We start from the raw sequence: 13,984 nt of genomic DNA on the forward strand, positions 1-13,984 counted from the left end.
TATTGAAATAACCTCGTTTAATCTACTGCGTCTTTTCCCAAACTACCTCATAAATTGAAAACTGATTGCTTTCAATTTCTTCAAGGATAAAAATTTTAGGAAATAATTCGTTAAGCGTTTGTTGGTATTGGTTTTCTTCTTCTTTTTGAAGAAGTTCATCAAGAGTCACCATTTTAAAACTAGTTGTTTTTTCTTTTTCAACGACTTCAAATTTGTCTTTTTGAAATTCAAAAACAAAGATGTTTCGACATAAAATAAAACGGGTCACATTTATTTTACGGTGCCGCTTTTGCGTATACGATAATTTAATTTTCTTTTTCTTGGCTCGATTAACAGTGAATTGACATTCAGCCGTTGCGTCTTGTTTAAAAAGGATGTAAACTGCTTCTTTCTCCTGAGCAAAAAGCTCAAAAGTCACTAAAAAAAGCAGTAGAGTTAAACTTTTCTTCATTTTATAAAAATCCCAGTTTTTGGCGAACACGCTGTAAAACTTCGGTTGCTTTTGCCGATGCTTTTGTTGCACCTTCGGCTAGGGCTTTGTCTACTTCTGTTAGATTGTTCATATAGTAATTATATTTTTCACGTTCGGTTTTAAACCTCTCTACCAGTAGCTCAAAAAAAGCTTGTTTCGCATGGCCGTATCCATAATTTCCTCCTAAATAATTGCTTCGCATGATAGCGATTTGTTCTTCAGAAGCCAATAATTTGTACAAAGCAAACACATTACAGGTATCCGGATTTTTAGGTTCTTCTAAAGGAGTACTATCGGTTTCGATTGTCATGATTTGTTTACGCAACGCTTTATCATCCAAAAAGATATTGATAATATTCCCTCTCGATTTACTCATTTTTTGTCCGTCGGTTCCCGGAATATACATCGTGTCTTCTTGTATTTTTGCCTCAGGCAATACAAATACTTCACCCATCTGATGGTTAAATCGTGCAGCTACATCACGCGTGATTTCGATGTGTTGCAATTGGTCTTTCCCAACAGGAACAAATTCGGCATCATACAATAAAATATCAGCAGCCATTAACATCGGATACGAGAATAAACCGGCATTTACATCATCTAAACGATCGGCTTTGTCTTTAAAAGAATGAGCCAATGTTAACCGTTGAAACGGGAAAAAACAACTCAAATACCAAGCTAATTCGGCCGTTTGAGGCACATCCGATTGACGGTAAAAAATAACTTTATTGATATCCAAACCAAAAGCTAACCAAGCAGCAGCAACACTGTAATTGTTTTCACGAAGTGTTTTGCTGTCTTTTATTTGTGTAACCGAATGTAAATCGGCAATAAAAAGATAGGATTCATTTTCAGGTTGATTGGCCATTTGAATAGCAGGCATTATTGCTCCCATTAAATTTCCCAAATGCGGTGTTCCGGTGGCTTGAATTCCTGTGAGTATTTTTGACATAGTTTTTGGCGTATGATAAACGAATCTGATTTGATTGTAGCAAAGGTAAATCTTTTATTAAAAATTCATAACGATTCCTTACTTTTGGCTCTATGAAGTTTTTTAAAATTATTTTTTGGGTCCTTTGGCGAATTTGGTTCTATGTATTAATGGGATTGATAATAGTTATTTTATTTCCATTATTATTTATTTCTATTTTGAAAGAAGAATGGTATCCGTTTTTTTTTAAATTAGCACGTTTTTGGGCAAGAGGCGTTTTAATAGGTATGGGTTTTTATACCAAAATAGATCGTGAGCAAGAATTTGAAACCAATAAAAGCTATATGTTGGTAGCCAATCATACCTCGATGACCGACATTATGTTGATGCTTTATGTTTCTAAAAATCCGTTTGTTTTTGTTGGGAAAATGGAGTTAGCAAAAATTCCTTTGTTTGGATTTTTTTATAAACGAACCTGTATTTTGGTAGACAGAAACAGTTCAAAAAGCAGATTTGGTGTTTTTGAACGAGCTCAAAAAAGATTAAATCAAGGGTTAAGTATTTGTATATTCCCGGAAGGTTTAGTGCCGGATGATGAATCAATTATTTTGGGTGAATTTAAAGATGGTGCTTTTCGTTTGGCAATTGAACATCAAATTCCGATTGTCCCGATGACATTTGCAGATAATAAAAAACGTTTTTCCTATACATTTTTTAGTGGAAGTCCAGGATTAATGAGAGCTAAGATTCATCGATTTGTAGAAACTAAAGGGAAAACATTAGAAGATAAAAAAGAAATTAAAGATCAGGTAAGCGAATTAATTTATAAACAATTACTAGTTTATCAAAAATAAAAAAGAGCACTGTGGCTGAGTGCTCTTTTTCTGCTACAACTAATTTGGGAGAAAAAGCAGTAGCGACCAAAATAAAACATGATAACCAAAACTAACTAAGTTTTATTTTTAAAATCGATAACTGATGCCGGAATACAAACCAATAAAATATGGTTTAAAATTACCTGCTTCGTTACTGAAGGTGTTGAGTTGGTATTTAAACATCGGTTCAAAATTTGCCTGAAACGATTTCCAAAAGGTGTAATTAAATGCAATGCCAACATTGGAACTGAAATGAACCTGATTCAAATTGTTAGCTTCTCCTAACTCAAATTCAAAGCCGGGAGACCTTACAACTACTTGATTTTCTGTTAGAAACAAGGTGCTTACTCCTCCGATGAATTGAATGCCGAATTTTCTATCTAATATTTTGTAAGAAAGTTCTAAAGGCATTTCCAAATAGCCCATTTGTTGATTTAATATTCCTTCGTTAGTATTTAATGCATTACCTTCATTAAAACTATCAAACGAAACTTCTGAAGCAGCACTTTTACTCATCACAATAATTGAAGCACCACCATTGGTAGTATTCAAATTATTTGTACTCGATTTACCCAAACTTGCAAAATACATGACATCATTTGTATTGTAGCCCAAGGAAACTTGATTAAGGCCACTGCGAACCGTTACTTTTTTTGAAAGAGCATATTGAACACCTAAGCCAAAAGTTAAATTATTTTCATATTCTTTTGTATTATTTTCAAATTGTGAATCAATGGGTGAGCCATTACTTGCAGAATTAAAATAAACAGGGGCAACTGCAGAAGTAACTAGCCACCTGTTTATTTTTGGTTCTGTGGATTTCTCCTCTTTTTCTTTTTCTTTTAGCAATTCTTCCAACGCATTAGGTTCAACTGCTGCTTCTGCTATAGCAGTGACAACAGCCGAATCTTTTCCTTTAATTTTATTTATTTCTTCTGCAGTTTTATACTTGTTTAAATCAAATGGTGATTTATCTGTTATGGTAACAACACCAGTGTTTGACTCTGGAATTGTTTTTTGAATCGAATTCGATGATTTATTATTTATCGTATTGTTAAACAGTTGATCAGAATCAGTTCCTTTTTCATTATTTATGACGAGTGCTTCCTTATCACCTTTCATTTCCGACTGTTTAAGATCAAGAGAATTTTCGTTTTTAGGCCATGAATTTAAGGATGGATTTTTACCGGATTTTTTTGTCGTAGCACTATTTGCGACATTGGTCGTATTTTCATTTACAATGGTAACAGTTTGATTGTTTCGAATAGGATTAGCAACTGGGTTGATTGACTTATTAATGATTTCGTTATCACTGTTGTCATTCATTTTTAAACCATTCGAATCCTTTTCTGTCTCTTTATCTTCTTGGTTTTCAAGAACCACATTTTTAGTATCGGGCTTAAATTCAGGTTTTGTGTTTAGTTTTTCAGCAGAAAAAGTACTGTATAAAAGAGTTCCAACTACCAACAATGCTGCAACTCCTGAAAATTTCCACCATAGTGGAATGATTCTTTTTTTCTCTTTCTTATTTAATTCTGCTTCAATTGCATACCAAATTTCTTCAGGTGGATTTACCTCAAAGTCTTTGAATTTTTCTTGAAACAAACGATCTATATTTTTTTGTTCCATCATTAATGATGATAATTTACGTTGTTCCGATCAGCATCGGATAATTTCTCTATTTTTTCCTTTAAAATCTGTCGAGCTCTGGACAAATTTGACTTTGACGTTCCTTCGTTGATTTCCAATAACTCTGCAATTTCCTTGTGAGAATAGCCATCAAGAACATATAAGCTAAATACTAAACGGTATCTGTCGGGTAATTCTTGTATGATTTTCATCAAATAATCAATCGAAACATGGTCTTCATCAATTTCAATCTCCGTTTCTTCAGCAACTATATCTGAGGTAAGTCCCAAATAACTTATTCCTCGATATTGTTGCAAAGATTGATTGACCATGATTCGCTTTGCCCAGCCATCAAAAGAACCTTTAAAATTGTATTGCTCTATTTTTTTAAAAATAAGAATAAAACCATCTTGTAAGTTATCTTGTGCTTCTGCATGATTGCGTGAATATTTCAGACAAACTGTAAACAATTTTGAGGCGAATAACCTATACAATTGTTCTTGTGCTTTTCTGTCATTTTTCTTACAATCATTTATCAGTTGTTCTAATCCCACAGATGTTTTCTCTCATTAGTTTAGTCGGTAACCGGAACTTCTACTTCTTCAAAAATATCCTCTCCATTTTCATCTTTCCCTTTATAAAACTTAAAAATATAAGTTTCATGATAAACCACACTAAAATTTAATGTAGCCTCCAAGGCAGGATCATTAAAATTAATATCTACGCAATTATTTGAATTCACAACAATTGATTGAACAGCAATTGTTCTGGTATTCATATGGCTGTCGTAATAAAAGCCATCAAAACCATGACATGTCGTAGGCCTTTTATAATAAATTTTAATCGGATAAGTTTCACCAAAAGTAAAAGTTTCAGGAAGCTCATAACTATCTACCGCTAAAATTTCGTAGTGATAAGTGACGGAATCGTCATCCATACTGCATGCATTCAACAAAAAAACTAAACTAAATAAAAACAGTATTCTCTTCATTATTTCTTAACATTGTTTGTCTTAGATGTTATTGTTTTAAAATGGTTGCGTCCAAAACCAAAAAAACCCGAAAATTTCGGGTTTAATTTTTTTAATTCTCGTTTTCTTTGATTCGAGCTTTAATTTTTGCTTCAAGTTCGTCAGCCATTTCAGGGTTGTCTTTGATCAAAGCTTTTACAGCGTCTCTCCCTTGTCCTAATTTGGTTTCGCCGTAACTAAACCAAGAACCCGACTTTTTAATGATTTCAAATTCAACAGCTAAATCTAAGATTTCACCTGTTTTTGAAACGCCTTCGCCATACATAATGTCAAATTCGGCAGTTCTAAAAGGCGGAGCAACTTTGTTTTTGACAACTTTCACTTTAGTTCGGTTACCAATCACATTTTCACCATCTTTAATTTGCGAAGATCTTCGGATATCTAAACGAATCGAAGCGTAAAACTTCAATGCGTTTCCACCGGTGGTTGTTTCCGGATTTCCAAACATCACACCAATTTTTTCACGTAATTGGTTGATAAAAAACACGGTACAATGTGTTTTACTGATGGTTGCCGTAAGTTTTCTCAAGGCTTGCGACATTAAACGGGCATGTAATCCCATTTTGGAATCGCCCATTTCTCCTTCAATTTCACTTTTAGGAGTCAAAGCCGCAACCGAGTCGATTACAACAATATCAATGGCACCCGAACGAATTAAGTTTTCAGCAATTTCCAGGGCTTGCTCACCATTATCCGGTTGAGAGATAATTAAGTTTTCAATATCAACACCCAATTTTTCAGCATAATTTCTGTCAAATGCATGTTCGGCATCAATAAAAGCAGCAATTCCTCCTGCTTTTTGAGCTTCTGCAATAGCATGAAGTGTTAATGTTGTTTTACCTGATGATTCCGGCCCGTATATTTCAATGATTCTACCTTTAGGATATCCGTTTACACCCAATGCTAAGTCAAGACCCAGCGAACCTGATGAAATGGATTCAACTTCTTCAACGGCTTTGTCACCCATTTTCATTACCGTACCTTTGCCGTAGGTTTTGTCTAATTTGTCTAATGTTAATTGTAAGGCTTTTAATTTGGCTTCTTTCTCTGTACTCATAATAATTGGCTTTAAATTTATATACAATTCTTTGTGTAAAAATACTTTTTTTTTTGATGTATAAATAAATTATTTTTCCACAAAAAGGAACAGACAAAGTTAAATCGATTATGTAATTTTGTAAACATTTTAAATTAGGTATGCATAAAATTATATCCTATCCTTTATCGGCATTGTATTATGTGTTGTTTCTTGCAACCTTGTGTGTTTTTCACCCCATTCAATGGATTTGTTTCAATGTTTTTGGATATGAAGCTCATAAACGAAGTGTGGCTATTTTGAATTTCTTTTTGTTGCGAAATACCCATGTTTTGGGGACAACCTATGATTTTCAAAATCGGGAAAGGCTACCACTAGATGTTCCGTTAATTATAGTTGCCAATCATCAGAGTTTGTATGATATTATTCCAATTATTTGGTTTATGAGAAAATGGCATCCAAAATTCATCAGTAAAAAGGAATTAGGTAAAGGCATTCCAAGTGTTTCATACAATTTAAGACACGGTGGTTCCGTTCTTATAGACAGAAAAGATGCAAAGCAAGCGTTGGCAGAAATAAAAATAATGGCGGAATATATTGAGAAGTACAAACGTTCTACCGTCATTTTTCCCGAAGGAACCCGAAGTAAAGATGGAGTTCCAAAGAAATTTTCAGAAAGCGGACTGAAAATATTATGTAAATATGCTCCTTCTGCTTATATTGTGCCAATATCTATCAACAATTCATGGAAAATGTTGCGATTTGGACAATTTCCAATGGGATTAGGCAATCGAATTACATTTACCATACAAGAGCCGTTTCCGGTGAAAGGAATGCCTTTTGATCAATTAATGATTCAAACAGAAAATGCCGTTGTTAACGGAATAAAAAATTAATAGTATGTCAATAAAAAACATTCGTCTAGAAGTAATGCAGTTGTTGGAAAGAAAAGTGGATACTTTCATGAACGATTACCTTATTCCCGTAGAAAAAATATGGCAACCTTCTGATCTGTTGCCGGATTCTGAAAAGGAAACTTTTTTTGAAGACGTGCAAGAGTTACGTGAACTAGCTAAAGACTTACCGTACGACTTTTGGGTAGTTTTAGTAGGTGATACGATTACAGAAGAAGCTCTGCCTACTTATGAATCTTGGTTGTCGGAGGTAGAAGGCGTAGATAGTGAAGCAAAAAACGGCTGGTCACGATGGGTAAAAAATTGGACCGGTGAAGAAAATCGTCATGGAGATGTATTAAATAAATACTTGTATTTATCCGGAAGGGTAAACATGCGTGAAATTGAAATGACCACCCAACACTTAATTAATGATGGATTTGATATAGGTACAGGCAAAGATCCTTATAAAAACTTCGTTTACACCAGTTTTCAAGAATTGGCAACGTATATTTCACACAATCGGGTAGCACAAATTGCAAAAAAATATGGCGATAATAAATTGTCTAAAATGTGCAAACTCATTGCAGGTGATGAAATGCGTCATCATCATGCCTATAGTGAATTCATTAATCAAATATTCAAAGTAGATCCAAGTGAGATGATGTTGGCTTTTCAGTACATGATGAAACAAAAAATAGTCATGCCGGCACATTTTCTTCGTGAATCGGGTCAGAAAATCAGTTCTGCTTTCGAAAATTTCTCCGATTCTGCTCAACGACTTGGCGTATATACTGCTGCCGATTATGTTGATATATTGCAAAAACTCATCGAAAAGTGGGATATTGAAAAGATAAACGGATTGACAGAAGAGGCAGAGAAAGCACGCGATTACTTAATGAAATTACCCGCCAGAATGGCCAAAATTTCTGAACGCTTAGTTATTCCTGAAACCGGTCATGTGTTTAAATGGGTGCAACCTGCTTTGGTGAAATAATTCATGACTATAATTGACAAAGCCATCCTTTTTGTAAAAAAACAACTTCAAAACGCTGAAGGAGGTCATGATTGGTTTCATATAGAACGTGTTTACAAAAACGCGTTGCTGATTGCAGTAGATGAAACGTGCGACTTAACAGTTGTAAAATTAGGAGCATTGTTGCATGACATAGCCGATTCAAAATTCCATCAAGGCGATGAAGAAATAGGTCCAAAAACTGCCCGAATTTTTTTAGAAAGTGAAAATGTTTCTGAAGAAATTATTGAGCATGTCATTCCAATCATCAAGAATATTTCATTCAAAGGCGGAAATTTTGAAAAAACTTTTTCTTCCAAAGAATTAGAAATTGTGCAAGATGCCGATCGATTGGATGCATTGGGAGCCATCGGAATTGCAAGAACATTTAATTATGGGGGGTTTAAAAACAGAACAATTTACGACCCTCAAATTGCCCCCAAATTGAATATGAGCAAAGAGGAATACCAAATAAGTGATTCGCCTACTTTGAATCATTTTTACGAAAAATTACTGCTGTTAAAAGATCAAATGAATACCGAAACCGGAAAAAAATTAGCTCACGAACGTCACCGTTTTATGGAATTGTTCCTGAGCCAGTTTTATGCGGAATGGGAAGGGGAGAAATAGTTTTATCTCCCAGGAAACTCCGCTTTTCTTTTCTCCAAAAACGCCGTCGTTCCTTCCTTAAAATCTTCCGTTCCAAACGATTTTCCAAAGTTTTTAATTTCAACAGCATAACCATTTACGCCATCTTTAAAATTAGCATTTACCGCTTCAATTGCATTAGAGATTGCAACAGAAGAATTTTTAGCGATTTTACTTGCAATGCCTTTGGAAAATTCAATTAACTCAGCTTGCGAGACCACGTGATTGACTAAGCCGTAATTTTTAGCCGTTTCCGCATCAATCATTGCGGCACTCATAATCATTTCCATAGCCCGACCTTTTCCAACTAATTGTGGTAATCGTTGTGTTCCTCCATAACCGGGAATAACACCCAAAGTTACTTCGGGCAAACCCATTTTAGCATTGTTAGAAGCAATTCTGAAATGTGCCGACATGGCCAATTCTAATCCACCGCCTAAGGCAAATCCATTCACAGCTGCAATGACAGGTGTGGATAAATTTTCAACAAAGTCAAATAATAGTTCCTGACCTTTTGTAGCTAGTTTTCCGCCTTCTTCTACTGAAAAATGAGCAAACTCAGAAATATCAGCACCGGCTACAAAAGCTTTTTCACCACTTCCGGTAATGATAATTACTTTTGTGGATTGATCTTTGTTTTCTGCATCAAAAGCCTGATGAAGTTCTTCGATGGTAGCTTTGTTTAATGCATTTAATTTGGTGGGTCGGTTAATGGTAATTACCGTAATCCCATTTTCTTTTTCAAGTAGAAGGTTTTCGAAAGTCATAATTATGATTGTTTTTCGTTGGTGTTTATAGGAATCGAAACATGAAATGTGGTTCCAATATTGGGTGTTGATTCAAATGTAATGGTTCCGCTATAATTTTCAATGATTTTTTTAATGATTCCCAAGCCCAATCCCATGCCGCTGTTTTTGGTAGTGAATTTGGGTTCAAAAATATGTGGTGAATTTTTTTCGGATATTCCAATTCCGTTATCTTTTACTTCAATAATTACATGATCATCCTTTCTGTAAACCGAGACATTTACGGATGGATTTTGAGCATTTTCCGAAATGGATTGCGTTGCATTTTTTACCAAATTAGTCACAATACGAATTAATTGGGTTCGATCCAGTAGACTAAAGATTTCCTTTTCTTTTGCTTCAAAATGAATATAATCTTCATTAAAAATATCCAAAGCCATTTGCACCACCGCAACCACATTAATTTGTTCATTATTTTGTGCCGGCATGGATGCAAAACTGGAGAAAGCATTTGCCATGGCACTCATGGTATCGATTTGCTGTAATAATGTTTGGGTATAGTCTGCTAATTTCTTATCGATGTTTGGATCGTTCGCATCAAATTTTCGCTGAAAACTTTGAACGGTCAAACGCATCGGCGTCAGTGGGTTTTTAACTTCGTGTGCTACCTGTTTGGCCATCTCCCGCCATGCTAAATCACGTTCATTTTGAGCAAGTTTAACCGCACTTTCCTCTAATTTGTCCACCATGCTGTTATACGATTCAACCAATAATTTTATTTCACGGCTTGTAGCGTCTAACTGAATTCTTTCATTTCTTTTGTTGAGTTGCGTTTCCTGTAATTTATCAGAAATGGTCTTGAGTGATTTGGTTATGTAACTAGATAAATAAAAGGCTAGTAAACCCGAAAACACCAACATAAAAATATAGACTTGACTAAAACGAATCAAAAAATTTCTTAATTCTTGTTGATAATAACCCCCATCTTCAATATATGGAATGTTAACAATTGCTAATGATTTGAATTGTCCATCTTTTATTTCACTGTATGCGGAAAGGTGTTTCACGCCATCTATTTCAAAAAACTCAACATATCGTTTGTCGATACTGGCTTGAATTAAATTAATAATGTAAGGATCTAATGATTCCGGTTGTTTATCTACTGCAAAACTGGGTCTTGATGATTTTAAAAATGTTCCTTTTAAATCATAAAAATTAATTTCAAGTCCGTGAATATCGGTCAATTCATGAATTTCATCCTTAAAAATCAAAGGGATGTTTTCGGTGGTAAGTGGATAAGTTGTATTCTGTAAAATATAGGTAATGTGCTCTTTGATGGCATTTTCTTTGCGTTCTAAACGTTCTTGATGGTAGCTTTTAGCCTCGTTACGAAATTGTAAAACAGAAACGGAGGCAATTAGAACAGATGAAATTACAGTTAGTAAAATCATCGATATGAATATACGAACACGTAGTGAAAGAGCACTTATTTTATTAAAAAACATCACTTGTTTCGCTCTCTTATTCGTTTATAAAATTTAAAACCCAGCATAATCAGCATTGAAAAAAGAAAGATACCGATAACTCCGTAAATCCAATTAATGGCACTTTTTAAAATAACCAAAAACACAACTGCAAATAAAATTATTGTGGCTCCTTCGTTCCACACTCTGAAAAAATTAGAGCTGTTTTTTACTTCATCTTTTTGAAGTTGCTTAAAAATGAGGTGACATTTCCAATGGTACAAATACAGTAAAACTACAAATCCTAATTTGACTATCATCCACTCTTGTTGCAACCATTGTGGCATAATCCATAACAACCAAAAGGCAAAAATGCTTGCTAAAACGGCACTTGGCCAAGTGATAATATACCACAATCGATACTGCATGAGCTGGTATTGTTTGACCAAAATAGACTGTTCCGGTTCCAATTTTTCTTTTGCTTCTGCGTGATAAACGAATAAACGCACGATGTAAAACAATCCCGCAAACCAAGTGATGACAAAAATGAGGTGCAATGATTTGATATAGTTATAATAGTCCATCGTTTTTTTCAATCAATTTAGTGGTCATTTCTCTCCTCAAAAAGTAGGCCGTTACTATTGTAGATAAAATGTCGGCAATTGGAAAAGCAACCCATACACCAAAAATACCAAAATAATTTGGCAATAGTAGTACTAGTGGGATCAGAAAAAACCCTTGTTTGCTCAGCGTGAGTAATAAAGCAGGAATTGCCTTGCCTGCCGCTTGAAAGTAAGCCGCTCCAATCAATTGTAAAGCAATAATGGGTGTAGCCGCAAAAACCCATCGCATCGCATTTGGTGTTTCAGCAATTATATCCAAATCTTTGGTAAAAACGGCAACAATTTGTTTAGCGAAGATTAAAATGATAAGGAAAATTATTGTGGCTAGAACCGCCGCATATTTTATTGAAATGGAAATTGTTTCTTTAACACGATTGTAATTTTCTGCTCCATAATTATAGCCGGCAATGGGAAGAAAACCATGAGTGATTCCCAAAATTGGAAAGAGAGCAAACATTAGCATCCTACTGATAATTCCATAAATCACCACCGAATGTTCGCCCCCATAAGTAAATAGGGTATGATTAATTATAATTGCCAAAATACTTACCACGCCTTGTCTGGAAAAAGTAACCAAACCAAGGGAGGAGATTTCTTTAACAATCGATGAAACAAATGTAAAATGATGCAATTCGGGTTTTAACTCACTTTTTTTGATAAAAAACCAAAGAATAAAAAGAAAGCACATAAAATACGAAAGGGTTGTGGCCAATGCCGCACCAAACATACCCATGTTTAAAAATTTGATGAAAATAATATCCAGAAAAATATTTCCAAAAGCAGGAATAATCATGGCCATCATCGCAAATTTTGCTTTTCCTTCGGCACGAATAACATTATTTCCCATCATGCTTAAAGCCAAAAAAGGAACACCAACTAAAACAGGAATAAAAAATTCTTTTGCCGGTTGCATAATTTCGCCATTTGCACCAAAAAGTAATAGTATTTCATCACAATAAACAAATCCAACAATGACAAACAGCAAAGCCAAACTCAAGGTCATCATGATTTGATTGCCAAAAGTTTGCATGGCTTTTTCTTTGTCTCGGGCTCCTAAGGCTCTTGAAATGATGGAACTTCCACCGATGCCAATGGCCATTCCCAAAGATGAAATTAAAAAAGTAATGGGCAAAACAACTGTAACAGCTGCAATAGCTAAGGAACCAATCCATTGACCCACAAAAATGGTGTCCACCAAGATATTGATAGACATGAAAAGAATTCCAATAGAAGCCGGAACAGCTTGCTTAATCAACAATTGTTTGATGTCTTCCGAGCCTAATGCACCTGAAGAAAGAGCCATCTATACGGTGGTTTGAGTATCGGCAAATGCCCACTGATCAATCCATCTGCTGAGGGTTCTACACCAATCGTCGTCGTCATTTAAACATGGGATTGCTTTAAATTCTTCGCCTCCATGCTCTTTAAATTCATGATTTGCTTCCATTGCAATTTCTTCCAAAGTTTCCAAACAATCGGATACAAAAGCTGGTGTAACAACAGCTAATTTTTTAATCCCCTTTTCAGGCATTTTATTGATTTCAACATCGGTATAAGGTGTTAACCATTTATCACCGGCTAAACGCGATTGAAAAGTCTGGCTGTATTTTCCTTCCGGAATTCCTAAAAATTCAACTACTTGTTTGGTGGTTTCGTAACATTGGTGACGGTAGCAAAAATCGTGTGCCGGTGATGGTGTGTTGCAACACGAACCATCTATTTTACAATGACTTTTGGTAATATCTGTTTTACGAATGTGTCGCTCCGGGATACCATGATAGGAAAACAATAAATGATCGTACTCAAATCCTTCCAAATGTTTTTTGATCGAATTGGATAAATCGCGGATGTAGTCTTTCTGGTTGTAAAATGCTGGAAGAATGGTAAAATTCATGTTTGGGTATTTCTTTTTGCGAATTTCTTCCGCCAAAACCAAAATCGTTACCGTTGAAGCCATGGCATGCTGCGGATATAAAGGGAAAAGCATTACTTCGGTCACCCCTTGACCATGCAGTTCCTGCAAACCCGATTCAATACTTGGCTTGCCGTAACGCATGGCTAAACTTACGGGAATACTGGTGTTAGCTTGTACTTTTTTGTGCATTCGTTTAGATAAAACAATGAGTGGCGATCCTTCGTCCCACCAGATTTTAGCATAAGCGGCTGCTGATTTTTTAGGTCGGGTTTGTAAAATAATTCCACGTACCAATAGAGCTCGCAATAAAAACGGCACATCGATAACGTATTTGTCCATTAAAAACTCGTCCAAATACGGCTTGACATCTTTTGGGGTTGGACTTTCGGGTGAACCTAAGTTGACTAATAATACTCCTTTTTTCATTTTATTTAGTTGCAATTTTTTTATTTTAATTTTTCAGATTAATTATACTTTAAAATCTTTTTCAATAATATATTTACTTCCGCAGGCTTTTCTTTTGTAAAAGTAATATCATATATATATTCATTTTTTTGAAACCATTTTTTAAATATAGAAGGAATATATTTTGCTATTTTTCTGTTTCGTGGTTCTTTATAAAATAAATGAATTTTTTTATTATTATTTGCTCAAACTGTACTTATTGTTCTTATGTTTGATAAACTTTCAATTTTTTTTTCATTTATG

15 protein-coding genes are annotated in these 13,984 nt (G+C 34.8%); 4 read left to right on the forward strand and 11 right to left on the reverse strand.

Going from position 1 to position 13,984, the window contains the following annotated elements; translation table 11 throughout:
* Nucleotides 1-22 precede the first annotated feature (22 nt).
* Nucleotides 23-451 carry a hypothetical protein gene (locus ACIQ2S_RS05985; RefSeq protein ID WP_396173902.1) on the reverse strand — a complete coding sequence of 143 codons (429 nt, stop codon included), beginning with the start codon at nt 449-451 and terminating at the stop codon, nt 23-25.
* Nucleotide 452: 1 nt separating this feature from the next.
* Nucleotides 453-1,424: a tryptophan--tRNA ligase gene (gene trpS, locus ACIQ2S_RS05990; RefSeq protein WP_396173904.1), complete on the reverse strand. Its 972-nt coding sequence runs from the start codon at nt 1,422-1,424 to the stop codon at nt 453-455.
* A 92-nt stretch (nt 1,425-1,516) separates the two neighbouring features.
* Between trpS and ACIQ2S_RS05995 the strand changes: the two genes are divergently transcribed.
* The gene (locus ACIQ2S_RS05995; RefSeq protein ID WP_396173906.1) at nt 1,517-2,257 is read left to right on the forward strand and encodes a lysophospholipid acyltransferase family protein; all 741 of its coding nucleotides are present in this window, start codon (nt 1,517-1,519) and stop codon (nt 2,255-2,257) included.
* 108 nt (nt 2,258-2,365) lie between these two features.
* On the opposite strand, the gene ACIQ2S_RS06000 is transcribed toward ACIQ2S_RS05995, so the two are convergent.
* The 4 genes from ACIQ2S_RS06000 to recA form a co-directional block, all read right to left on the reverse strand.
* The gene (locus tag ACIQ2S_RS06000; RefSeq protein ID WP_396173908.1) at nt 2,366-3,910 is read right to left on the reverse strand and encodes a hypothetical protein; all 1,545 of its coding nucleotides are present in this window, start codon (nt 3,908-3,910) and stop codon (nt 2,366-2,368) included.
* Nucleotides 3,910-4,461, reverse strand: a complete 552-nt coding sequence (locus tag ACIQ2S_RS06005) for an RNA polymerase sigma factor (RefSeq protein WP_396173912.1) — start codon at nt 4,459-4,461, stop codon at nt 3,910-3,912. Before ACIQ2S_RS06005 ends, ACIQ2S_RS06000 begins: the two co-directional genes overlap by 1 nt.
* A 20-nt stretch (nt 4,462-4,481) precedes the next feature.
* Complete coding sequence (locus tag ACIQ2S_RS06010) at nt 4,482-4,844, reverse strand: hypothetical protein (RefSeq protein ID WP_396173914.1); 363 nt, start codon at nt 4,842-4,844, stop codon at nt 4,482-4,484.
* A gap of 145 nt (nt 4,845-4,989) precedes the next feature.
* Entirely contained in the window at nt 4,990-5,994 is a 1,005-nt protein-coding gene (recA, locus tag ACIQ2S_RS06015; RefSeq protein ID WP_396173916.1) for a recombinase RecA, read from the reverse strand.
* Between the two features lie 140 nt (nt 5,995-6,134).
* Between recA and ACIQ2S_RS06020 the strand changes: the two genes are divergently transcribed.
* Genes ACIQ2S_RS06020 through ACIQ2S_RS06030 form a run of 3 tightly spaced genes read left to right on the forward strand, consistent with a single transcriptional unit; the run spans nt 6,135 to nt 8,511 of the window.
* Nucleotides 6,135-6,869: a lysophospholipid acyltransferase family protein gene (locus ACIQ2S_RS06020; protein ID WP_396173918.1), complete on the forward strand. Its 735-nt coding sequence runs from the start codon at nt 6,135-6,137 to the stop codon at nt 6,867-6,869.
* A 4-nt stretch (nt 6,870-6,873) separates the two neighbouring features.
* On the forward strand, nt 6,874-7,863 hold the full coding sequence (locus tag ACIQ2S_RS06025; RefSeq protein ID WP_396173921.1) for an acyl-ACP desaturase: 990 nt from the start codon (nt 6,874-6,876) through the stop codon (nt 7,861-7,863).
* A 3-nt stretch (nt 7,864-7,866) separates the two neighbouring features.
* The gene (locus ACIQ2S_RS06030) at nt 7,867-8,511 is read left to right on the forward strand and encodes an HD domain-containing protein (RefSeq protein WP_396173924.1); all 645 of its coding nucleotides are present in this window, start codon (nt 7,867-7,869) and stop codon (nt 8,509-8,511) included.
* 2 nt (nt 8,512-8,513) lie between these two features.
* Here ACIQ2S_RS06030 and ACIQ2S_RS06035 read toward each other — a convergent pair whose 3' ends face one another.
* The 5 genes from ACIQ2S_RS06035 to hemH are packed head-to-tail and all read right to left on the reverse strand — an operon-like array spanning nt 8,514 to nt 13,702.
* Complete coding sequence (locus tag ACIQ2S_RS06035) at nt 8,514-9,296, reverse strand: enoyl-CoA hydratase/isomerase family protein (RefSeq protein ID WP_396173926.1); 783 nt, start codon at nt 9,294-9,296, stop codon at nt 8,514-8,516.
* A 2-nt stretch (nt 9,297-9,298) separates the two neighbouring features.
* Nucleotides 9,299-10,726 carry a sensor histidine kinase gene (locus ACIQ2S_RS06040; protein ID WP_396173928.1) on the reverse strand — a complete coding sequence of 476 codons (1,428 nt, stop codon included), beginning with the start codon at nt 10,724-10,726 and terminating at the stop codon, nt 9,299-9,301.
* 53 nt (nt 10,727-10,779) lie between these two features.
* A complete protein-coding gene (locus ACIQ2S_RS06045) occupies nt 10,780-11,322 on the reverse strand; it encodes a CopD family protein (RefSeq protein WP_396173930.1) in 543 nt (180 codons plus the stop codon).
* Entirely contained in the window at nt 11,309-12,664 is a 1,356-nt protein-coding gene (locus tag ACIQ2S_RS06050) for an MATE family efflux transporter (RefSeq protein ID WP_396173932.1), read from the reverse strand. The genes ACIQ2S_RS06045 and ACIQ2S_RS06050 overlap by 14 nt, the downstream gene beginning before the upstream one ends.
* Nucleotides 12,665-13,702 (reverse strand): ferrochelatase, encoded by a 1,038-nt coding sequence (gene hemH / locus ACIQ2S_RS06055; protein ID WP_396173934.1) that lies wholly within the window; start codon nt 13,700-13,702, stop codon nt 12,665-12,667.
* Nucleotides 13,703-13,984: the final 282 nt, after the last annotated feature.

Origin of the sequence: Flavobacterium sp. (assembly GCF_044371705.1) — a bacterium.
Lineage (GTDB): Bacteria > Bacteroidota > Bacteroidia > Flavobacteriales > Flavobacteriaceae > Flavobacterium.

Excerpts from the sequence above, each read along its gene's own strand:
- ACIQ2S_RS06010 (WP_396173914.1), bottom strand. The coding sequence starts at position 4,844 with ATGGATGACGATTCCGTCACTTATCACTACGAAATTTTAGCGGTAGAT.
- ACIQ2S_RS05985 (WP_396173902.1), bottom strand. The coding sequence starts at position 451 with ATGAAGAAAAGTTTAACTCTACTGCTTTTTTTAGTGACTTTTGAGCTT.
- ACIQ2S_RS06000 (WP_396173908.1), bottom strand. The coding sequence starts at position 3,910 with ATGATGGAACAAAAAAATATAGATCGTTTGTTTCAAGAAAAATTCAAA.
- ACIQ2S_RS06035 (WP_396173926.1), bottom strand. The coding sequence starts at position 9,296 with ATGACTTTCGAAAACCTTCTACTTGAAAAAGAAAATGGGATTACGGTA.
- trpS (WP_396173904.1), bottom strand. The coding sequence starts at position 1,424 with ATGTCAAAAATACTCACAGGAATTCAAGCCACCGGAACACCGCATTTG.
- ACIQ2S_RS06030 (WP_396173924.1), top strand. The coding sequence starts at position 7,867 with ATGACTATAATTGACAAAGCCATCCTTTTTGTAAAAAAACAACTTCAA.
- ACIQ2S_RS06020 (WP_396173918.1), top strand. The coding sequence starts at position 6,135 with ATGCATAAAATTATATCCTATCCTTTATCGGCATTGTATTATGTGTTG.
- ACIQ2S_RS06045 (WP_396173930.1), bottom strand. The coding sequence starts at position 11,322 with ATGGACTATTATAACTATATCAAATCATTGCACCTCATTTTTGTCATC.
- recA (WP_396173916.1), bottom strand. The coding sequence starts at position 5,994 with ATGAGTACAGAGAAAGAAGCCAAATTAAAAGCCTTACAATTAACATTA.
- ACIQ2S_RS06040 (WP_396173928.1), bottom strand. The coding sequence starts at position 10,726 with ATGATTTTACTAACTGTAATTTCATCTGTTCTAATTGCCTCCGTTTCT.
- hemH (WP_396173934.1), bottom strand. The coding sequence starts at position 13,702 with ATGAAAAAAGGAGTATTATTAGTCAACTTAGGTTCACCCGAAAGTCCA.
- ACIQ2S_RS06050 (WP_396173932.1), bottom strand. The coding sequence starts at position 12,664 with ATGGCTCTTTCTTCAGGTGCATTAGGCTCGGAAGACATCAAACAATTG.
- ACIQ2S_RS06025 (WP_396173921.1), top strand. The coding sequence starts at position 6,874 with ATGTCAATAAAAAACATTCGTCTAGAAGTAATGCAGTTGTTGGAAAGA.
- ACIQ2S_RS05995 (WP_396173906.1), top strand. The coding sequence starts at position 1,517 with ATGAAGTTTTTTAAAATTATTTTTTGGGTCCTTTGGCGAATTTGGTTC.